This is a genomic window from Sporosarcina sp. QA0331 (genome assembly GCF_055808055.1).
The window spans coordinates 266433-288514 of the sequence record NZ_CM147850.1 but is presented as its reverse complement, the minus strand read 5'-3'; the positions used below and the strand labels follow the sequence as shown (position 1 = coordinate 288514).

The following is a 22082-nucleotide window of genomic DNA, read 5'->3' as shown; positions in this document are numbered from 1 at the left end:
ACAGGGGTGAATGAATCATGAATAAAATTCAAATTCAATCATTGAATGTCGGCAAACCGCGTGACTTGCAGTTTGGGAGAAAGGAAGTAACGACGGGGATTAATAAAAAACCGGTTGCGGAACCCGTTTATTTATCCTTAGTGAATTTTGAAGGGGATGGGCAAGCCGATCTTGTTAATCATGGAGGTCGAGACAAAGCCATATGCGCCTATCCTTCTGAGCATTATCCGCATTGGGAGAAGGAGTTAGGAAAGTCGTTGGATGCTAGCGCATTCGGCGAGAACTTGACACTTCGGGGATTGACGGAGGATGAGTTATGCATCGGGGATTCATTCCAAATGGGTGAAGCAGTCGTCCAAGTGAGCCAGCCACGCGAGCCCTGCTTCAAGCTATCGCTTATCCATGAACGGAAAGACATGCCTTTGCTCATACAAAACTCAGGCTATACCGGCTTTTATTTCCGTGTATTGAAGGAAGGAGTCGTCTCCCCCTCCGACGAGTTAGTACATATTTCGCGTCCAGATTTAGCCATAACCGTGACGGAGGCGAATCGACTTATGCATCATGATAAAAACGATTTGGATGGGATGCGGACTTTGCTGGAAGTCGATGAATTATCGGAAGACTGGAGAAAGACATTTCAAAAGCGACTCGATAAGAATGTAGCCGCTATGAGTTCACAAATAACTGGTGGAAATTAAATTGAAAAGGTTATTCTGACGCTTACTTTGGACGTGGGACTGCACGCTTTGGACGCGAGATGGCTCGCTTTGGACGCCGGACGGCTTGCTTTGGATGCGGACTATTTATTACAAACAAGCAAAAAGGGCTGCAGCAGACTTTCCATGCAGCCCTTTCATTATGAAGATGGTTCCCATCGTTTCGTACTGAAAATATAAATGGTTAGAAGTATGCAAACTGCCAAGGTCGCATGAAAAAAAGTATGCAATGTGTTTGGTACGATTCCATTCATGACTGGCAAGAAAGAATGTGTGTCTCCAAACATTCTCGTATAGGAATCTCTCTTCTCCTCTGAAACGCCTCCAAATACATACGGTATCCACCAAGCAACTAAAGCACCTACGAAAATACATGTAGGATGAATGATTAACCATAGCTTAGCCCATATTGGATACCGTTTTCCTACGAAAAGGAATAGAACGCCCATTAATAAAACAATTTGGATGACACCACTCAATGTCAATGACATTAATTCACTCATGGACTTTTCCGATGCAATAGCCTGAATATCGTTCAGTTTGCCGAGTGGCACCCAATCCTGAACAAACATGAATAATAAAATCAATCCATATCCAACTATCAATGATTTTTCAGAAAAACGAATTCTCCTAGTCAACCATGTACCTCCCCTATGATATTTACTTCACCGTACTCATCATAAAGAAGGTTTAGAATTGAGCGAACAGTCCTCAACCGTATCTTCAGCTACTTCGGAAGTCGTATTTCACAAATCATCAAATCCGTTCAAATCACTTGTCTTAACGTATTGCCTTGACGTCTGCTCGAAGAAATCGGTTTTTGTATCGTCGAAGTTGTCAACATACGCACGAATCCATTTCATTGGATTGTCCGTAAATTCCGGATAGATTTCGCTTAGTCCGAGCATGCGCAGCATTTTATTTGCCCGATATTTCACGTAGCCGGCCATTTCATCGAGGTCGATTCCGTCGATTTCGCCTAGCACGTAGCGACTCCAAATAATTTCCTGTTCGACGGAATGGCGGAATTGATCATAAATCCAATCCGTGAAAGCCTCTGTATTGCATTCAGGATTTTCGGCAAGGGTCGCGCGAAAAATGTCGCTGATCGCTTTGCCGTGCTGCAGCTCGTCACGGTTAATATATGAAATCATCGTCGATGTGCCGACCATTTTCTGATGTCGTGCGAGATTGTAGAAAAATGCGAAGCCGCTATAAAAGAACAATCCTTCCAATAACGTCGTGTATACCATCGCTTTCAATACGGTTTCAATTGTTGGTTTCTCCGCGAATTCATTATAAATATCAACAATACGCTCATTCCGTTTCATAAGAACTTCATCCGTACGGCCCATTTCGAATGAAGCCATCTGGCTGTCTAAAGTTGTTACGGACGACAGGACGTACGCATAGCTATGATTATGTTCACTCTCCTGATCGGCGATTGTCGCCATAATTGATTTCACCGAAGGATCGGTTGCGAAATCTGCGATTTTCATGGCGATGACAGTTTGCGGCCCATCCAATGTCGCAAGCAATCCAATGATTTTAAGGAAAGCCTCCTGCTCTGCTTTTGATAAGCTCGGGAATTGTTTCACATCCTGCGTCATATCGACTTCATTCGCCGTCCAGAATAGGGAGCGTATCTTTTGTCGCAATGTGTAGAAATGAGGATGGGCAAGGTCATTCCAGTTCAAAATTCCGCTCGCTTCCCCACCGAAAATCGCTGTTGATTTATTTGGATTAGCCGGATTCAGCACCTTAACGCGTGTAAGTGTTGCCAATGTTGAAAAACTCCTTTCGACCACTCGATGACTTTCTTCTCTTGCGTGCCACGGGGGCTTTGCTCGATTTTAAGAGGCTCTATTGCCGATCCGTAAAACCGAGCCAGTTTGGCAGCGGCATTGCAAAACAACACGTCACCGCCAAACTGAGTATCTCCGGTTCCGAAGACATACACATTCCTCGGTTTGTAACCGACATCCGCGACGAAATCCTTTACTTCGTCAGGCGTGGAACCCTTGTCCCATGTGAATGAACCGATGATCATTGCATCGAACTGCCGCGGATCAGGCATCGGACCGATTCCGATCCGATGCACCGTCACTTCCATTCCTTCTGACAGCAGCGTCTCCTCCACGATTTCCGCCACTTCTTCCGTATTGCCGCTCCACGATGCATACGCAATCAGGAATGACACCATTCGCACTCCTCGATATCGGAAGCTGTCGACCGCATGTAATACGTTGATTTCATGCCCGATTTCCACGCTTGAATATGCAAATCGAGGAGGACGGATGCGCGGATGTTGTTCGGAACGTATATATTGAATGAAATCGCTTGATCGATATGGCGCTGCCTTGCCGCATTCTGCATAATGGACCAGCGCTGATCGACGATATACGCAGAGCGACGGTACACATCATATGTGTTGTGATCAAGATCGGGCGCAATGACCGGCAGCTTGTAATCTTTCTTTTCCTCATGGTAGAAAGGCTTGAAAATCGGATCGATGGAAGCGGTAGATCCTGCGATGACCGATGTCGAGCTGTTTGGCGCGACCGCCATCAAATAGCCGTTCCGCATGCCATTTGTCGCGACATCAATGCGTAGCTCACACCATTCCTTCGAATCGTATCCACGTTTCTCGAAATAAGCTCCACTTTGCCAATCCGATCCTTCGAATAAAGGATACGCCCCTTTTTCATTCGCCAATTCCATCGAAGCCTTAATCGTCAAATAAGCAATTCTTTCATACAGTTCATCTGCATAATTGACCGCTTCATCCGATTCCCATTGGATATTTTTCAAAGCGAGCAAATGATGCCAGCCGAACGTTCCGAGCCCGATGCCTCGGTAGCGTGCATTCGTCCGTTGCGCTTGGACGACTGGTATTTTATTCAAATCGATGACGTTGTCGAGCATGCGGACTTGGATTGTGATGAGTCGTTCCAATACATCCGCGGGTACGGCTTTTCCAAGATTCACGGACGACAAGTTACAGACGACAAAATCACCTGGCTTTGAACGAGTTACGACGATATCATCTTCAAGTGTGACCGATTCGAATTGTGTCGGACTCTGATTTTGCGTTATTTCTGTACATAGATTACTTGAATACACCATGCCTTCATGCTTATTCGGGTTCGTCCGGTTCACTTCATCCCGGTAGAACATAAACGGAGTCCCTGTTTCAAGCTGGCTGCGCATGATGCGTTTCAAAATTTCAATCGCTGGAACCGTTTCCTTCGTCAATTCTGGGTGGTTGGCACATTCCTTATACTTCTCGCGGAACGACCCTACCCCCTTCGTTTCATCATAATAATCCTCAAGTGAATATCCCATTACCGTGCGCACTTCATGCGGGTCGAATAAATGCCAATCACCGCGCGCCTCTACTTGCTCCATGAAAAGATCCGGCAAGCAGACACCTGTGAAAATATCATGCGCGCGCAGGCGATCATCACCGTTATTCAGCTTGAGATCGAGGAATGTGAATATATCTTTATGCCATACATCAAGGTAAACGGCGATCGCCCCTTGGCGCTGGCCGAGCTGATCGACGCTCACCGCCGTATTGTTCAGTTGTTTAATCCACGGAAGGACACCGCTCGAAGCCCCTTTGAATCCTCGGATGGACGATCCCCTCGAACGGACCTTGCCCATATAAACGCCGATGCCGCCTCCGTATTTTGATAGATTCGCAATATCGGTATTGCTGTCATAAATGCCTTGCAGTGAATCATCGACCGTATCAATGAAACAGCTAGACAACTGTCCATGCGGCTTACCCGCATTCGCAAGCGTCGGCGTCGCCACGGTCATGTACAGATTACTCATCGCCCAATACGCTTCCGCAACTTTTTCAAGGCGATTTTCCTTTTCATTTTGCATAAGCGTCATCGCGATGATGAGCCAACGTTCTTGCGGCAATTCGACAGGCTGTTTATTGAAATCAACTGTGACATACCGGTCTACGAGAGTTTTCAATCCAATATATGTAAATAGTTTATCCCGTTCCGGCTCTATGATTTCACAAAGCTTGTCCAATTCTGCACGTGTATATTTTTCTGTCAGGGTAGGTGTATACAGACCTTTCTTGACGAGCCGTTCTACATTGTCGGCAAAATCCGTATAGACGTTAGCGCCTCGCATGCTTTCCTGGCGTGAATAAACTTCCTGCAAATAAATCCGTGCAGCGACGAATGTCCAATAGGCAGATGCTTCGTCGATATTGCTCAGCACCTCTAAAATCATCGCCTTTGACCAATCGGATTCACTTCCCGCAGGGTGACGCTCATTCCAGCGGTCGCTCGCCGTCAAAAGCGGTTGGAGTTTGTCCACTCCGAATTCAGCTTGCAGCTTGTCCAATATGTACGTCTTGTTTGCTTTCTCAATGATGGTTGTCATCTGTTCCATCTCTCCTTTTCGTTAATGGCTTAAAAATGAAAAAGCGATGAGTCCACTTTATCGGTGGAGTCATCGCTCATGGATCTGAATGTAGGAAACAAATGGGCTTGAACATCGAAAACACAAAAAACCCGCTCGCTCCCACCTCTCAACCCCCGAAGAAAGTGTCGCTTGACGATGGACGGCAGGTCTACTGGCTAACGCTTCCTCCTTCCATCTCCCCTTCCCGCGGCTACATGCTGCAGTGGATTTTGAGACGGTTGTCTGCGTTTACAGTTGCGGGGACAGCTCCGATTTGCGGATTCCCTATTAAACCGATAACGGTACCATTCCATCGTTCGATACTATATGTTGTGTGTTATTTACTCTTAATACCCTAACATGTAGTGTTTAAACAGTAAATAGGTAGAAAGAAGCTCTTCTTTTAATTGACAGTTTTTTCTGTATGACCGAGAATTGGTGAAGAGACAGGGTTGATTAAAGGTGGAGGGGCTTCTTGTGAAAAACATTTTATATGTTGAGGATGATTTAGAAATCGGACAGATCGTCAAAGAGGATTTGGAGCAACGCGGGTATGGAGTTCAATGGCATACTTCGGGCGATCGTGTAGATGAAGGTGTCCAAGAAACGGATATTGTAATTTTGGATGTAATGCTTCCTGGACTAGATGGATTTACAGTTGGACAACGGATTAAGCGCAATTATCCTGAAATACCGATTCTGATGTTGTCCGCCCGCACATCCGTTGAAGACAAACTAGAAGGATTGCAGTTTGCGGATGATTATGTAACGAAGCCTTTTCATCCTGAAGAGCTAGTTGCACGAATTGAAGTACTGCTCAGAAGACATCGGCGGGCAGTTCCCGATACTATCCAAATCGGTCATTTAACGATTCATATGATAGAAAATCGCATTGTTGCAAGCGATGGAAATGAAATTCTGTTAACTGCAAAACAGCATCAGATCTTTATGTATTTATTACGTCATCCAAATCAGATTTTAACGAAAGAGCAGCTGTATGAAGGTGTCTGGGAAGAGCCGTACATTGATGGGGATAAAACGTTAATGGTCCATATCCGTCATTTAAGGGAGAAAATCGAAATCGACCCGAGTGCGCCTGCAATTATCGAAACGATTCGAGGCATCGGTTATCGGGTGAAGCAATGAAAAGGTTAAGAAATTCTTTATTGGCACAGTATCTGTTATTACTCATTACCGCAACGATGATTATCCCGATTGCCATTCCTACAATATCGATCATTTTCTATAACACGCTATATTCCGTCGAGGAATCTCCACGGTATTATAACGGCACTGATTTGGAGTCGATGTGGCACAAAACGGCAAAAGAGCTGTCGGGTGCTTCGGATGATGAAATCCGGGCGAAACTAGTTGAGCTCAAACAGCTTTACACAGATGCTTCGTTATATTGGGTCGATGCATCCGGAAAAACGCGTGATAAATTTCCTGAATCCCTATCAGTTCCGGACAGATGGACAGCATCTTATGCGATCGATTTCGTAAAGAAGAACCGCGGATACACAGTGGATCCGTTCACAGTTATTGCTTTTATTGGCGCTGATGACAATGAAGGCTTCATGGTCATGCAACTTCCACGTCTAGATATGGAAAACCCGAGTGATAAATTGAGAGCAAAGTATGATTATTTATTTCCAATCGCACTTTTACTCGTCTTTGGCTTGTTCATTTTAATATGTACACTCTTTTTCTATCGAATCCGCAAAAGGCTGCTTCATTTACAAGAAGCAATGACTGCCTCTGAAACAAACGGCATCCCTGCACCTGTTGTAGTGAACAGGGAGGATGAAATCGGGCGCCTTGAGCAATCCTTCAATAGAATGGTGAAGGAATTGGAGTTAGGAAGGCTTCGTGAAAAGGAAGAAGAGGAACTGCGGAAAGATCTAATTGCCAATTTATCGCATGATTTGAGGACGCCATTGACGACAATCCGGGCACATGCGTACCGCTTGCAAAAAGAACCGATTAGTGCGCAGGGCTATGAATCCCTTGAATTCATTGATGAAAAAATAAATTATATGGGTGAACTGATCGATAATCTATTGTCGTATACGTTGTTGACAACCGGAAAGTACCCTTATAGCAATGAAAAAACGGATATCGTCCGCCTCATTCGCACCTCGTTTGCGGCATGGTATCCATTGTTTGAAAATCATCAATTTGAAATTGTTTTGGATATTCCTGAAGGACAGGCTATATGGGATATCGACCCGCAATGGATGAATCGAATCTTTGATAATTTATTTCAAAATATTTACCGACACGCGAAGAGCGGGAAGTTTGTAGCCGTCCGTATTAAAGATGAAGCGATTTATATTCAAGATTACGGACCTGGAATGGGCGCTCAATCACACCAAAAGGGAGTTGGCGTCGGCCTATCCATTGTTTCCCTCATGCTCAAGGAAATGAATTTGAAGTGGGAAATTCAGACAAAGAAAAGCGGAACGACGATTAAAATATATCCATGATGAAATCGAAGGTTGTTGTACATCGTACTAGATGTTGCAGCAGCTTTCGATTTTTTAAACGAATCTTAAACTTCAGCGCCCCTTCGTTTTAACCTTCCTTAGCTAAGATAAGAGTGAGGTGAAGGAAAATGAGTGATTTAATTATTAAAACGAATAAGTTGACGAAAAAATTTGGCCCGAAGCGTGTTGTCAATCATGTGGATTTACAGGTTAAGAAAGGAGAGATTTATGGATTTTTAGGGCCTAATGGAGCCGGTAAAACGACGACGATCAGAATGCTATTAGGATTAGCCCGTCCAACAAAAGGATCGATTGAAATCTTCGATAAAGATATTAAAACAGACAAGCTTTCGATTTTAAAAAGAGTCGGGTCACTCGTTGAATACCCGTCTTATTACGGGCATTTGACGGCTTATGAAAACTTGGAAGCGGTACGGATATTATTGGATGCCCCTAAGTCGAGAATTGATGAAGTGTTATCGATCGTCCGTCTTACGAAAGATGCTAAAAGACCGGTAAAAGGTTTTTCACTTGGCATGAAACAGCGGCTCGGCATCGCAACCGCTTTACTCGGCAATCCGGAGTTGCTTATTTTGGATGAGCCGACAAATGGGCTCGACCCTTCAGGCATTATTGAAATCCGTGAACTCATTAAAAGCATGCCAAAAGAGCATGGCATTACAATTGTCGTTTCCAGCCACCTATTATCGGAGATTGACCAAATGGCGACGCAAGTCGGGATTATTTCAAAGGGTCAAATGATTTTCCAAGACTCCATTTCCAAACTAAGAGAACGCGCTTCGAGCAAGATAAAGATAACGGTCGATAATAGCGAACTAGCTTGGAAGATGTTGCTATCAAACGGCATTACAGCCGACCTATCGCAGCAAGCGATTTATCTCGAAAACAGCTCTGATGAAAAAGTGGCTAACGTTGTAAAATCGCTCGTTAACAATAATTATTCAATCTTCCGGGTCGAAGAGGAAAAGAAATCGCTGGAAGAAATTTTCTTGGAATTGACCGGTAAAGAAGGTGGGTTATAATGGCGCGGGTATTGGCCTCTGAATTCATTAAAATCAAACGAAAAATGATTTTATTCCTTGTCTTTTTAGGACCATTCGGCGTCATTGCATTGGAGGCGGTCAATTTCGGACTGCGATATGACTGGCTGACAGGAATCTATAAAGATGACTTATGGAGAGGACTCATTGGAGAGGTCTCCATGTTATCCGTGCCTACGATACTCATCGGGTTGACGATACTTACGTCTATGATCGCGAACATTGAGCACCAGACAAATGCATGGAAGCAGCTATTAGCTTTGCCGATTTCAAAAACGCAGGTATATACAGCAAAAGTCTTGCTGACGGTCATTCTTCTGCTTATTTCCTGTTTTCTATTGATGATTGGCACAATCATTCTCGGGTTAGCATTGAAATTCGGCACAGCCATTCCATTCGTTTATCTTTTCAACATGTGTTTCTACCCGTTTCTCGCCGCATTGCCTTTTCTTGCATTGCAAATATGGCTGGCAATTACGATGAAGAATCAAGCGATCCCTTTAACGGTTGGGATTTTAGGAATGATCATATCGATGTACGCTTCTGCTTTTCCGGACTGGGTGCCTTTGAAATGGCCACTGTTGCTGAATGAATGGGGTAAACCGATCTTTTCAGTAATTGCCGGTATTTTTCTAGGATTCATTATTTATTTAATAAGCATTATAGATTTTTCACGAAGGGAAGTGAAATAAATGGGGAAGTACTTACAATCCGAATTTTTAAAGCTTCGGAAATCCACAATCTGGCTGCTCATCTTTGTTAGCCCCCTTCTTTCCACGCTAATCGGGTTTGGGGAGGCGACCTTTATTAGTGAAATAACGGAAGCCCAATGGATTCCAACGCTAGGCGTTATGACGATTGCCCATTCCATTTTATTTCTGCCTTTATTAACAGGCGTATTTTCAAGCTTCATTTGCAGATATGAACATATCGGCGGAGGCTGGAAGCAATTACTGTCATTGCCCGTTTCAAGAAGGAATGTGTATATTGTCAAATTCCTTATTGTCAGCATTTTAATTGCAGTTACACAGCTCTTATTTGTCGCTGGCTTGCTATGTGTCGGGTGGATGAAAGGATTTTCGACGGAGATTCCTTGGGGTGAGATTCTTCCGAGTGTCGTTGGGGGTTGGATTGCATGTCTGCCACTTATCGCACTTCAATTATTCGCGTCCGTTTCCTGGTCGAGCTTCGCAGCACCCTTGGCCATTAATGTAATATTCACGATCCCAAATATTCTTATCATTAATTCGGAACGTTTTGGCCCTTACTATCCTTGGGCGCAGCCTTTTTTAATGATGATGCCAGATTCTGCCGACAGTTTCGGTGCATTGCATGTTTCGATTGATACGCTGTTCTTTGTCGTTTTAGGAAGTCTATTGCTGTTTTTCTGCTCAGGGTTTATGTATTTTACGAGAAAAGAAATTTGACGGAAGGTGTAATAGGCGCATGCAAACTACTTCGCATGCGCCTGTTTTATAACGGCTTCAATGCTTCCGTCCGATTCACAAATACAAACCCGTCATACCGGCTGCCGACTCTTGACGGTACATAATTCCCGTATGTTTCAAGCTCCGGATTATAGACGACCCCTATCGCACGGTGCCCGATCCATTCATTGAATAAATGCCGGTTTTCTTCTGTGAATAAAATGACTTGATCCTCCGCTCTCGCCGCATGCATCTGCCCTTCCCATGAGTTGAATTTAGCCGGCGGGACAGTCATTCGGTGGAGCGGCTCGCCCCAGCTTTCACCGGCAATGACCGTTCCTTCGTATGTGCCGAAACCGATCGCAAACGTATCCTCCCTACCGTATTTCTCGCGGATGAGCTGCCCGACATTGATCATTTTATGGTCGGCCATCGATGTTTCCGACGCATCACCGACATGGGTGTTATGCTCCCAAATGATGATTTTTGCATCAGCGCCATGATAGTTCAAAATCTCACTGACCGCCTCGACCATATGCATGTCGCGAATATTCCAGGAGATGGCGTCGTCCTGCATCATCGCCCGGTAATAGGACTCAGCGTTTTTTGCGACGAGGGCATTCATCGTCACATTTAAATCCTGTTCATGTTCATTCGAATAAAGATCTTCGTGACTGCGGATCGTCGTGAGCAAGTTCGTCACTTCGCGAATGCACTCGTCCGTGAAATGTGCAGCCGATAATGCATAGTGCTCCGGCATCCGGTTATATGGTTCGAAACAGGAAAAAGCTTTTCTCGCGAGATCAAGGTCAGCATTGAAACGAGGATTTTCCTGAAGAAAGCGAAGCACTTCATCGATCGATTCATACAAGCTGTACATATCGATTCCGTAAAAGCCCGTTTTTTCTTTGGCCACTTTCGAATCATTGTCATTTTTTAACCACTCAACAAGCTCCGCTACTTCTTCGTTCGCCCACATCCACGTCGGCCAGCGGTGAAAGGATTCCATTAACACTTGCTGAGCAGTTTTTCCTTCTTCATCAAACCCTTTCACATAGCGGTTCACCGCCTGAGCAGACGGCCAATCGCCTTCTACAGCAATGATTGTGAAGCCTTTTTCCTCGATGAGGCGCTTTGAGATTTGCGCACGAACCTTATAAAATTCCGAAGTTCCATGCGTCGCTTCCCCGAGCATGACAATTTTGGCATCGCCGATTGCTTTTAACATTGTGTCAATTGCCTGGTCATTTAACGGTAGGGCCTGCTCTTGTATGACAGACATTAGTCTTTTCGACAAATCAATCCCCTCCTCTGTTGATAGCATACCCATGGGCAGCGGTTGGAAACCGGGAGCGATGGATCGGGTCTATTTTAACGCGAATTTCAACACGAAAAATGGTTACCACCGATTCGGACGTGTTTGCCACCTACTGAAGCAAATTAGTCATCGTGTGGCTGTAATTTGGCATTATTCGGAATGAATTTCTGGTCAAGTCCTATAGCGGAAAACGGTTATCACCACTCAGACGTACTTTATCACCACTTAGGGGGATGTTATCACCTCTTAGACAGCGTTTATCACCACTCGGACGATCGTTATCACCACTCAGCCGGGGTTTATCACCGTTTATTCCCCATAAAAACAACCGTCCACAAGTGACGGCTGCTCTACTCTTATTGATCCACAACTTCCAGCGTCCCTTCCCCATCATCCGGCAGAAGCTTGAATACCCACTTCTTTTCATTCTCGTCAAAAGAAACTTCATCAATCAACACGAAACCATTGGATAATCTTTCACCCGCTATGTCCAATGCCTTCGCGACGGCCTGCGACTCGGAAAGTTTGGCATTCACCGGCTTGTAGTCCGGCATGACCTCCACAAACTTCGCACTTCCCTGTCCAGGATAAGATTCCAAAATCGGCCCGGATGCTTCCACTTTCACACGCTTGCCGACTTTCAACTTGTCGGCTTCCGCGAATTTGTAAAACACTGCGCTTTCAGTTCCTCCTGCCACAAAAATTCTCCCTTCATCGGCGGCCAATATGAATCCTCCTTCTGTCACCGGTGTATCCGTGTACGTTTGTTCAGGTTCAATGATGGTTGATTCCCCCGGCTCCGCTACCATCCTTCCATCTTGCGTAAAATTGATCGTATGGCCGGCGAATAGCTCCCGCAGCTTCTTTTGCTGCTCAGGTTTTAGATAATCATGGGAGATTTCAATCTCGCCCGTGATGACATCGACGTACAGGCCGAATGATCCCCGTTCCGATTCTATCCCTTTCATTGCTTTAGCAACTTCGTCCTGTAATTCGTAAAGTTCCTTTTCCGTATGAAGGCTGCGGAAAATATAGATCGGTTCCGCTAGGATTTCTCCCGCATCCACTTTCGGCTGCAGTAGATCCAGTAATTGTTGAACGCGTTCATCCGGCTCCTTTAGCCCGATCCACACGCCGGATTGCTCGGCGCCTCTCGTCTGGTTTTCGATAAAGATGACCCCTACATCATGAATACCGCCTTCGCCATACACTTTTTCCACCGCCTGGATTGCAGCTGGCCCCTCAATTCTTTGGACCGCCATATCCTCAGCCAACTCCTTAGAAGGCTTCTCATACTCTGGACCCGGCGTTTCCAAAGTGGCCGATTTGTCCCGCTTCGGCGTCTCTTGGGCGGTTTGATTCAGTTCGGCAATGATTTCTCGCCCACTCACTGTTTTCAACGTCTTCCATCCACTATGTTTGGCCGCAGTATTTTGAGGCGACTCACCCGTTCCACATCCTCCTAACAATAAAGCAGCACCAATAAGAGTTAATAAGATTTTTTTCATTTCAAAACCTCCCACTTATGAAGTTAGACGGATGAATCGCGTTAAAGTTACGACAATTACCCATTGACACCCGGCCAGCGATTTGATACATTCAACTACAATATCGATGATGAAGAGAGTAATGGGTCATCACTTCTGTAGCGAGCCGGGGTTGGTGGAAGCCTGGCGGAGTGGATTCGTGAAGCGCACTTCAGAGATGCTTTTCTGAATGAAGTAGGAGAAGCCGGTGTCTCGCCGTTAGGAGAAAGGGGCCTCTATCCAAACTTATAGGGGCAATTTGAGTGGTACCGCGGAACAAGCTTTCGTCTCATTTATTGAGATTGAAGGCTTTTTATTTTTCCTAAAAAGGGGTTCGTGTATATGAAAAAGGATATTTTGCAAGCTTTACAGACAGTCAGCCCAATCCAGTTGGAGGAGCATATGCTAGAGCGGCCAGCAAATTCAAAGTTAGGCGATTTTGCCTTGCCTTGTTTTCCGTTCGCAAAAATTTTACGGAAATCACCCGTCGCCATAGCGGATGAAATCGCAAGTTCAATAACACATCCATCTATTCGAAAAGTGGAAGCTGTCAATGGGTACGTGAATATTTTCCTGAACCGCAATGCGATTACTGACGATCTTCTGCATATAGTTTTAGACAAATCCGCAGCTTACGGTTCATCCAATGAAGGCAATGGTGGTGTCGTGACGATCGACCTATCGTCACCAAACATCGCAAAGCCGTTTTCCATGGGCCACCTCCGCTCTACGGTCATCGGAAATTCCATCGCTTTATTGCTAGAAAAAAATGGCTACCAACCGGTGAAAATCAATTACATCGGTGATTGGGGCACGCAATTCGGGAAGCTGCTTACCGCATACCGGAAATGGGGCAACGAAGCGGATGTCCGTAAAGAGCCAATCAAGACATTGCTGAAGCTGTACATCCGTTTTCACGAAGAAGCGGAGGCGGACCCTTCCTTGAACGATGAAGGACGTGCTGCTTTTAAAGCATTGGAGGACGGCGATGCCGACGCACTTGCCCTTTGGGAGTGGTTCAAAACCGAGTCATTGAATGAATTCCAGCGGATTTATGATCTGCTTGGCGTCTCCTTCGATTCTTATAATGGCGAAGCGTATTATAATGACAAAATGGAACCTGTCGTCGAAGAACTTGAGGATAAAGGTTTATTGGTTGAATCCGACGGCGCCATGGTTGTCGAACTTGAAGAAGGCATGCCACCGTGTTTAATTAAAAAATCAGATGGAGCAACGTTATACGCAACACGTGATTTAGCTGCTGCCATTGATCGAAAGAACAAATATGATTTCGTCAAATCCATTTACGTCGTCGGGAATGAACAAAGCCTTCACTTCACGCAAATCAAAAAAGTACTTAGCAAAATGGGGCATGACTGGGCAAACGATATCACGCACGTACCATTCGGACTCATCTTACAAGGCGGCAAGAAAATGTCGACACGTAAAGGAAAGATCGTCTTGCTTGAGGAAGTATTGAATGATGCGATCGAACTCGCACAAAAAAATATCGAGAAGAAGAATCCTGCACTGGTCAATAAAGCTGAAGTGGCAGAAGCAGTCGGTGTCGGCGCCATCCTCTTCAGTGACTTGAAGCAGCATCGGAAGCATGACATCGAATTCGACCTTGAAACGATGCTTCAGACAGAAGGCGAAACTGGGCCATACGTCCAATATGCACATGCGCGGGCGAACTCTATCTTGCGCAAAGCGGGTGTATCCAACTCGTTCGCGATTGACGAAGTGAACGATCACGAATGGGATGTCGTCAAGTTGCTTAGTCAATTCCCGCAAACGGTTAAGCGAGCAAACGATGAGCTGGACCCTTCTGTCATTGCAAAGTATGCAGTCGACCTCGCTCAAGCATTCAACTCGTTTTACGGCAATGTGCAAGTGCTGTCCGACTCTGCAAACAAGGCGTATCGGACTACGCTAACACAATGTGTCGTTATCGTATTGAAGGAATCCTTGCGCCTACTTGGCATGAAAGCGCCTGAAGAGATGTAAATTCAAAAGCGGAGGGGTTTGATCAGATGCGACAGGCATAAGGCGGATCCACGAAACGGCGCACTTTGCCGTGCAGTGGAGCTGACTTATGACCCGAGCATCTAGCGCCCGCAGCTAGACGAAAAAGCAATCGTTCCACCATTCTGGCGGACGATTGCTTTTTCTTATGCCAACTTGAATTTCTCTACTATTCCCTGTAACTCAGAAGCGATGTTCTTCATGCGAGTTGTCGATTCCGCAACGCGCTCCAATTCTGCTTGCTGGGCAATCGACGAAGCGCTGACTTGTTCTGCGGAGGCAGCCGTCTCCTCTGAAACGGCCGAAACACTTTGGATAGACAAAATGACTTGATCTTTATGCGTAAGCATTTCAGCCAATTCGGCTGTCAATTCCAAGATGGATTGACTCATCTGCTCCGTCAGTTCCGCGTTCTGTTTGAAGGACGATTCAGTGCTTGTCACAGATTCATTTTGCCCTTCCATCATTTGAAGATTCGAGTCAATGACCGACACCGTTTGTCGTGTTTCTTCGATGATCTCGTGAACTGTTTGTTGAATGACTTCTGTTTCTTTTCTTGACTGTTCAGCAAGTTTGCGCACTTCCTCTGCAACGACAGCAAATCCTTTGCCATGTTCTCCGGCACGAGCCGCTTCGATGCTAGCGTTTAATGCAAGGAGATTAGTTTGTGCAGTGATATCTTGGATAGAAGCAATCACATTGTTGATTGCAGTAATTTTATTCGAAAGCGCGTCCATTTGCTGTTGGACTTTCGTGTTCATTTCATTTGCAGAAACATTATGCTCCCGCAGTTTACCGACTTCCACCATACCTTTATCTGTTGATTCAACAGTCTGCTTGGATAGCAGAAGCATCCCGTCTGCAAGCGTGGAAAGTGCATTAATTTGCTCTGCCAACTCAGCCATACGATTGCTAGTCTCTTCGGTATCTTCGGATTGATTTGAAGCTCCTGTCGCAATTTCATTCGTCGCCAATGACACTTCGTCGCTGGATGCTACAATCTCTTCAAAAGCATGGTGAACTTGAGCTGTAGAATCACTTAGCTCATTGGACGAAGAACGTACCGCGCCAATTGCTTCGTTTGTCTGACGCAGCATATTATTATAAGCGCTCGCGACAGCACCGATTTCGTCGTTATGGATATATTTATCGTCTACGTATTGTGTAATGTCGCCAGTTGCAGCCGTTTCGATTGACCTTTGCAAGTAGGAAAGCGGCTTTAATTGTTTAAAGATGAACCACGCAGTCACTCCCGCCATTATCATTACCATGACAATTGCGGCAATTACCGTGACGAGTAAAATAGAGTTGAAAGTCGATAGGATGTTAGATTGCGGCAACACAGTTTGCACAGACCAGACATCATCTATGTTATCAAGCATAATTGGCGCGAATGTATTAAATGACTTCTCATTTAAACTCTGAGAATCCACGTATAAAGTTCCAATCTCTCCACGATCCAACTGCGCCTTCATGTTGTTCCAATCAATTGAGTCTTTCATATTCGTTCCAATCATTTCTTCTTTCAAGCTGTTCGCCGTCAAGTTGCCAGTCTCAGTTATGATAGAGGCATACCCGCCGTCAGGTTGAATCGATGTCACCAAATCATTCAGGAAGTCAATGGTTAAGTCTGCTGCCAATACTCCTATAAGCTGACCCGATTCAGTCATAAGCGGCACAGCCATGGTCGTCATTAACACCGTTTTGTCGCCTGCATCATATTCATGCGGTTCTGTCAGGACAGCACGCTTTTCGCTTTTAGGGATGGAATACCAATCCCCATCTCCAGCAACGTCGTACCCAACCAGTCCTCTCAAGTCAATACTGTCGCCTTCCTTATATAAATAAGGGATAAATTTTTTGGATGAATCAACTACATTTTTATTCACATGATCATCTAGCGGAATCGAACCACTTTCGAACACAGCAGCCATGCCGATTGCGTCCGCATTATCTTTCAAATTCCTTTCCATTACACTGAGAATCTCCTCAGTTGTAAGATTACCTTGCGAATGCAACGTCTCAAAAATACGCTTTGTAGTATGCAGCATCTCGTCTGTTTTGCCAAACCTGGCACTGATCGCTTGAGCATTGGACCGAGTGCTTTCAATTGCATTCTTTTCAGCTTCTGTAACGGTTTTCCCATGTAAAATGGTACTTGTTATTAATGTATAGGTAATAAACAGCAGTAAAAATAACCCAATAATTAATCTGGATAACTTCCAAGCGATGCTTTTCTGTTTCTTCAACCCCAAATACCTCCATTAGTACTATAGTAATAGAATTATAGCAGACCAATACATACAAATAAAGAACAGTCGTAAAGTTCCGCATTTCAAAAAACATAATAAAAAAAGAATGATTCGCCAATTCTAGCGAAACCATCCTTTTTATTGATAAGTTTTATTCTTCCCTCCAACAGTCGGCACCTTTCAAACTAGAATCCGCTTTAAACACGGGGTTCTTCCCTTGTTTCCGCTGCTTCGTATAATCATCCAAAACGCGGAAAGCAACTTTTCCAAGAGCAAGGATGACGAGGAGATTTATAATCGCCATTAAGCCCATGAATAAGTCCGCCATGCTCCAGACGATATCCACTTTTGCCATCGCTCCGAACATGACCATGACGAGAACCAAAATGCGGTAAAGCGTCATCCAAGACTTATGCGCGTTAATGAATTCAATATTTGTTTCACCGTAATAGTAATTTCCGACAATCGAGCTGAACGCGAAGAACAAGATTGCGATTGCGACAAAATAAGGTGCCCAAGAACCAACGTGAACAGCCATCGAACTTTGTGTCAGCAAAATGCCGCTCTCTTCCCCTTTATCATATAGCCCAGCAAGGATAATGATGAAAGCCGTCGCAGAACAAATGATGATCGTATCGAAAAATACACCAAGACTTTGAACAAGCCCTTGTTTCGCCGGATGTGTAGCAGTCGCCGTCGCTGCAGCGTTCGGCACACTCCCCATACCAGCCTCGTTTGAGAATAAACCACGTCTAATCCCTTGCATCATGGCAGCACCAATACCGCCGCCAGCCATTTCCTTAATGCCGAAAGCATGCTCAAAAATGAGGGCAATCATTGCAGGAACTTCCGTAATATTAATGGCAACAACGTAAAGCGCTATAAGCAAATAAAATACCGCCATGATCGGGACGATTGACTGCGTCACTTTGACAATCCGCTGTACGCCGCCGAAAATGATTATCCCAGTCAGCACGACGAGAACTAGTCCAACAACCCAATATGGAAGATTGAATACATCGTGGAACGACTGGCTGATCGTGTTCGATTGAACTGAGTTGAAGATAAAACCGAAGCACAATGTCAATAAAATCGCGAAAACGATTCCAAGTTTCCGAAGGCCTAGCGCCTTCTCCATGTAATACGCCGGCCCCCCGCGGAATGTGTTGCCATCACGCACTTTATATACTTGTGCAAGCGCGCTTTCAATGAACGCCGTCGCCATGCCGATAACAGCAATGACCCACATCCAGAAGACAGCACCCGGTCCGCCAATTCCAATTGCAAGCGCAACCCCGGTTACGTTCCCCGTACCCACTCGTGAAGCTGCACTGATTGTAAACGCCTGGAACGCCGAAACGCCATGGTCGCCTTCTTTTTTCTCAAAAATAAGTCTGAACATCTCCCCAAACAAACGAAACTGGACAAATTTCGTCCGAATCGTAAAGTAAAGACCGATGAGCAATAAAAGCCCGATCAGTATGTATGTCCAAATAAAATCATTCGCCGGTCCGACGAGCCACTCTAATACTCCCACACTGTTCACTCCCTCTTTATCATAGTAAATCTCTTGCTATCTTTACCCTGTCACGCTAAAAAAACTCACGTTTGGAAAATTGAAAAACCGCTGAGCCAACGTGGACTCAGACGGTCTAGAAGCTGTCAACTGTAAATGTAATCGCTTCATTTTTTTATCAACTTGATTATTTTATCACCGAATCTGCATTTTTCAATCCATATTTGGGGAAAAAGCATCGAATCTCGTATGGGAATTGTTGGGTGCGGCCGACTTTCGGAGCGTTACCACCGATGCGGATGAGTTTACTACCGTTGCTCGGGCATACCACCGATTCGCATGAATTAACCACCGTTTGACTACAATTCCAAGTTGAAAAATAGTTATCACCACTTGCAAGCTGTTTATCACCACTCAAGCGGACATTATCACCACTTAGGCGTAGTTTATCACCACTCAGAACAGCATTATCACCACTCAGCATATTCCCATAACAAATCTCCTTGCCTAGACAAATTCAAACTTAACACAAAAGCGAGCCACCCTAAGGCGACTCGCTATGTGGATCAATCAAAGTGCGGCCTTCACCGTTTTCCGGTAATATCCAACCGTTAGGAAGGCGAAGACGAGATAAATCAACGCATAGATGCCCATTGCGAATGAGGCGGGCAATGTAATATCAGACATAAACATGAACGATGCTGCTTTTATCGCGAAAATGGAGTGCAGCAAACCAATCAACAACGGCAAGCCGAAGACGAACACTTGCTTACGAATGATGCCTCGCATAATATCTTGCACAGTGAAGCCCAATTGGCGCAATGTTGCATAGCTGCTTCTTTCCTGTTCCGCCTCCGTCATTTGCTTGAAGTACAAAATGCTGCCTGTCGAAATGAGGAACACAAGGCCTAAGAAGCCAGAGATAAAAATGAGCAGTCCATTGTTTTCCATTGACCGAACATATTGCGAATAGTAATCAAATCCATGCTGATCATTTTCCTCATTGATACGCTTAAAGATGGCAGATGCCTCAATAAGCTGATCTCGATCCGGCACATTGATAGCATAGGTGTTTGATATGCGCCAGCCGTTTTCATCATTCACAAATTGATCTTTTAATTCTTGATAGAACGCATCTTTCACAACAAGTTGTGTCGCCGATGAAGAATTTAATGCATTTCCTTCGCTCACTTTCACAACTTTCATTTTAGATTCTATTTCACCATTCGATAAATCAACATTGAATGGGACTTCAATTGATTTCAATAGCCAGTAGATGCCTGCATCATAAAGGTACGCGGCATCGGAATCGGGGATTTCAATATCCGCACCTGCTTGCTGCAATTGTTTGTCGCTTATAATATTTGCTCCAAACGATGTGGATATCATTTCTGGCGCACTGCCATCTTCAAATTCGCCTTCCACTTGCAAGGTTTCTATCGTTGAATACGTATACGTTATATTTTGCTTATCCAGTTCGCCGACAAATTTTGCGGACGCTTCTTGACCGTCTTCATACCAAAAATCATCAAAAGAAAAATCAAAAGGATATACAAGACGCAGTTCTTTATCCGTCGAATAATAAAGCGAATACGCACCCGCCAACATCGTCAATGTCATCGCAGATAAGACTGTAATGATCGTCAGTGAATTCGCGTTGCCCTTCATCCGATGCATGATCGGCGCAATCGACAAACTGTTATTCAACCCGAGATGGCCTTGTTTCCGTTTCCGGATCTGGTAAAATAACCAGCTGATCGTCACGCGGAAGACAAGATAAGTTCCTAAAATTGTCGTAGCCAAAACCACGATCATGTTAATGAAAAGCAAAGCATTCATCATATTACCGGACAGCCAATATCCGAAGGCGATAAGTGCCATTCCTAAAATGGCAAGAAAGGCTGATCTGAATGCTTTCGGCTTTTTCGGATGCTCGCCCTTCTTATCCGCATTGAATAATCCAAGCAATGTGTTGCGGTAGACTGCGACGATCATTTGAATCGATGTGAGAATGATGATTCCAAGGAATACAATCACCGTCTGGATGACTGCCGCCGTCGAAAACTCCACTTCGATAAATCCATCAAAGCCGATTAGCTTCATTAACAACAATAAAAATACGCGTGACACGAGAATTCCTACACCGATCCCAATGGCTAACGCCCCGGCGCTAAGCAAAGAGTTTTCGATAATCAACAGACGTGAGACAGAACCTTTCGTCAGGCCAATCAATTGATACAGCCCGATTTCACGGCTTCTTCGTTTCAAGAAAATCGCATTTGCATAGACGACGAAAATTCCTGCGATGACCAGCAAAAGAATGCCCGCCGCTTTGAATCCTGCACCCATGCTGCCGCCCGAACGCGCCACAACTGCAGGGTCATGCTGCAACGTCGCGAAGACGAAGTACAGGACGACACTTAAAATAAGCGCGAAAAAGTATAAATAGTAATGCTTAATGTTTTTCCGCATGCTGCGGATGACGAGGTCAAAGAGCGTCAACGCTGTCACCCCCGAGGACACCTTGCACTTTCAGGATTTCCTGGAAGAAGGCTTGTCTCGTTTTGTCGCCGCGGTACAGCTCCGAGTAAATATTGCCGTCTTTCAAGAAGACAACCCGACTGCAATAGCTCGACGCGACAGGGTCATGCGTTACCATCATGATCGTGACGCCACGTTGTTTATTGACATCCTCCAACGTTCCAAGCAAGGAAGACGCTGATTTCGAATCAAGCGCGCCTGTCGGTTCATCCGCAAACACCATCGATGGCTTGTTGATGAGCGCCCGTGCAGCAGAAGTCCTCTGTTTTTGACCGCCCGAAATTTCATGCGGATATTTGTCAGCGAGTTCTTTAATGCCTAAAATATCGGCAATCGACTTGAATTGATCCTCCGCCACTCGCTTTTTCATTTTGCCTAGCGAGACTGGCAAGAGGATATTTTCTTTCACCGTCAATGTGTCGAGAAGATTATAATCTTGGAAGATGAATCCTAATTTGTCTCGCCTGAATGCAGAGAGTTCACGATCTTTCATCTTCGAAATATCAGCATCTCCAATGAGGATCGAGCCTTCCGTCGTACGATCGATCGTCGCAAGAACATTCAATAGCGTCGTTTTCCCGGCGCCTGAAGCCCCCATGATTCCGACGAACTCCCCTTCCATCACTCGCAAGTCGATCCCTTTCAATACTTGCTGGACATTGCCCCGCGTTCCGTACGATTTCCGGATATTTTGAGCATGTAAAACTGTTTTATGTTGGTCCATCATTGTACCCTCCCTGTTTGCTATATCCTTATCTTAATGTGTGTACTTCTTCTGGT

General features: G+C 45.0%; 18 protein-coding genes, 1 riboswitch and 1 other annotated feature. Of the genes, 7 read left to right on the top strand and 11 right to left on the bottom strand.

All coding sequences use genetic code 11. The features are described 5' to 3' along the window. Positions 1-17 precede the first annotated feature (17 nt). Positions 18-701 (top strand): MOSC domain-containing protein, encoded by a 684-nt coding sequence (locus AC0L13_RS01520; protein ID WP_473643249.1) that lies wholly within the window; start codon positions 18-20, stop codon positions 699-701. 158 nt (positions 702-859) lie between these two features. Here AC0L13_RS01520 and AC0L13_RS01515 read toward each other — a convergent pair whose 3' ends face one another. The 4 genes from AC0L13_RS01515 to AC0L13_RS01500 form a co-directional block, all read right to left on the bottom strand. Beyond that, positions 860-1357, bottom strand: coding sequence for a hypothetical protein (locus tag AC0L13_RS01515; protein ID WP_473643248.1), 498 nt, complete (start codon positions 1355-1357; stop codon positions 860-862). A gap of 108 nt (positions 1358-1465) precedes the next feature. After that, on the bottom strand, positions 1466-2503 hold the full coding sequence (locus AC0L13_RS01510) for a ribonucleotide-diphosphate reductase subunit beta (RefSeq protein ID WP_473643246.1): 1038 nt from the start codon (positions 2501-2503) through the stop codon (positions 1466-1468). Next, entirely contained in the window at positions 2473-2922 is a 450-nt protein-coding gene (locus tag AC0L13_RS01505; protein WP_473643244.1) for a flavodoxin, read from the bottom strand. Before AC0L13_RS01505 ends, AC0L13_RS01510 begins: the two co-directional genes overlap by 31 nt. Continuing rightward, positions 2907-5138, bottom strand: coding sequence for a ribonucleoside-diphosphate reductase subunit alpha (locus AC0L13_RS01500; RefSeq protein ID WP_473643242.1), 2232 nt, complete (start codon positions 5136-5138; stop codon positions 2907-2909). The genes AC0L13_RS01505 and AC0L13_RS01500 overlap by 16 nt, the downstream gene beginning before the upstream one ends. A 157-nt stretch (positions 5139-5295) precedes the next feature. Beyond that, positions 5296-5476, bottom strand: a riboswitch (cobalamin riboswitch). 151 nt (positions 5477-5627) lie between these two features. Here AC0L13_RS01500 and AC0L13_RS01495 point away from each other — a divergent pair. The 5 genes from AC0L13_RS01495 to AC0L13_RS01475 all read left to right on the top strand — a co-directional run bounded on the left by AC0L13_RS01495 (position 5628) and on the right by AC0L13_RS01475 (position 10124). Then, positions 5628-6296: a response regulator transcription factor gene (locus tag AC0L13_RS01495; protein WP_473643240.1), complete on the top strand. Its 669-nt coding sequence runs from the start codon at positions 5628-5630 to the stop codon at positions 6294-6296. After that, a complete protein-coding gene (locus AC0L13_RS01490) occupies positions 6293-7636 on the top strand; it encodes a sensor histidine kinase (RefSeq protein WP_473643238.1) in 1344 nt (447 codons plus the stop codon). Before AC0L13_RS01495 ends, AC0L13_RS01490 begins: the two co-directional genes overlap by 4 nt. 128 nt (positions 7637-7764) lie before the next feature. Further along, positions 7765-8679: an ABC transporter ATP-binding protein gene (locus tag AC0L13_RS01485; RefSeq protein WP_473643236.1), complete on the top strand. Its 915-nt coding sequence runs from the start codon at positions 7765-7767 to the stop codon at positions 8677-8679. Further along, the gene (locus tag AC0L13_RS01480; protein ID WP_473643234.1) at positions 8679-9389 is read left to right on the top strand and encodes an ABC transporter permease; all 711 of its coding nucleotides are present in this window, start codon (positions 8679-8681) and stop codon (positions 9387-9389) included. The genes AC0L13_RS01485 and AC0L13_RS01480 overlap by 1 nt, the downstream gene beginning before the upstream one ends. Then, a complete protein-coding gene (locus AC0L13_RS01475) occupies positions 9390-10124 on the top strand; it encodes an ABC transporter permease (protein ID WP_473643231.1) in 735 nt (244 codons plus the stop codon). 46 nt (positions 10125-10170) lie between these two features. Here the strand turns inward: AC0L13_RS01475 and AC0L13_RS01470 are convergent, their stop codons facing one another. After that, the gene (locus AC0L13_RS01470; protein WP_473643229.1) at positions 10171-11421 is read right to left on the bottom strand and encodes an erythromycin esterase family protein; all 1251 of its coding nucleotides are present in this window, start codon (positions 11419-11421) and stop codon (positions 10171-10173) included. A gap of 377 nt (positions 11422-11798) precedes the next feature. After that, positions 11799-12950 (bottom strand): DUF3221 domain-containing protein, encoded by a 1152-nt coding sequence (locus tag AC0L13_RS01465; RefSeq protein ID WP_473643227.1) that lies wholly within the window; start codon positions 12948-12950, stop codon positions 11799-11801. Between the two features lie 97 nt (positions 12951-13047). Continuing rightward, positions 13048-13263: a binding site (T-box leader), on the top strand. 47 nt (positions 13264-13310) lie between these two features. Here AC0L13_RS01465 and argS point away from each other — a divergent pair. Further along, positions 13311-14975 (top strand): arginine--tRNA ligase, encoded by a 1665-nt coding sequence (argS, locus tag AC0L13_RS01460; protein ID WP_473643225.1) that lies wholly within the window; start codon positions 13311-13313, stop codon positions 14973-14975. A gap of 164 nt (positions 14976-15139) precedes the next feature. Here argS and AC0L13_RS01455 read toward each other — a convergent pair whose 3' ends face one another. From AC0L13_RS01455 to AC0L13_RS01435, 5 genes are all read right to left on the bottom strand, one after another. Further along, positions 15140-17242: a methyl-accepting chemotaxis protein gene (locus tag AC0L13_RS01455; RefSeq protein WP_473643222.1), complete on the bottom strand. Its 2103-nt coding sequence runs from the start codon at positions 17240-17242 to the stop codon at positions 15140-15142. 154 nt (positions 17243-17396) lie between these two features. Further along, positions 17397-18782 carry an alanine/glycine:cation symporter family protein gene (locus AC0L13_RS01450; RefSeq protein ID WP_473643220.1) on the bottom strand — a complete coding sequence of 462 codons (1386 nt, stop codon included), beginning with the start codon at positions 18780-18782 and terminating at the stop codon, positions 17397-17399. A gap of 166 nt (positions 18783-18948) precedes the next feature. Beyond that, positions 18949-19245 carry a hypothetical protein gene (locus AC0L13_RS01445; RefSeq protein WP_473643218.1) on the bottom strand — a complete coding sequence of 99 codons (297 nt, stop codon included), beginning with the start codon at positions 19243-19245 and terminating at the stop codon, positions 18949-18951. An 86-nt stretch (positions 19246-19331) separates the two neighbouring features. After that, positions 19332-21272: an ABC transporter permease gene (locus AC0L13_RS01440; RefSeq protein WP_473643216.1), complete on the bottom strand. Its 1941-nt coding sequence runs from the start codon at positions 21270-21272 to the stop codon at positions 19332-19334. Further along, a complete protein-coding gene (locus AC0L13_RS01435; RefSeq protein WP_429918641.1) occupies positions 21250-22026 on the bottom strand; it encodes an ABC transporter ATP-binding protein in 777 nt (258 codons plus the stop codon). Before AC0L13_RS01435 ends, AC0L13_RS01440 begins: the two co-directional genes overlap by 23 nt. Between the last annotated feature and the right edge of the window lie 56 nt (positions 22027-22082).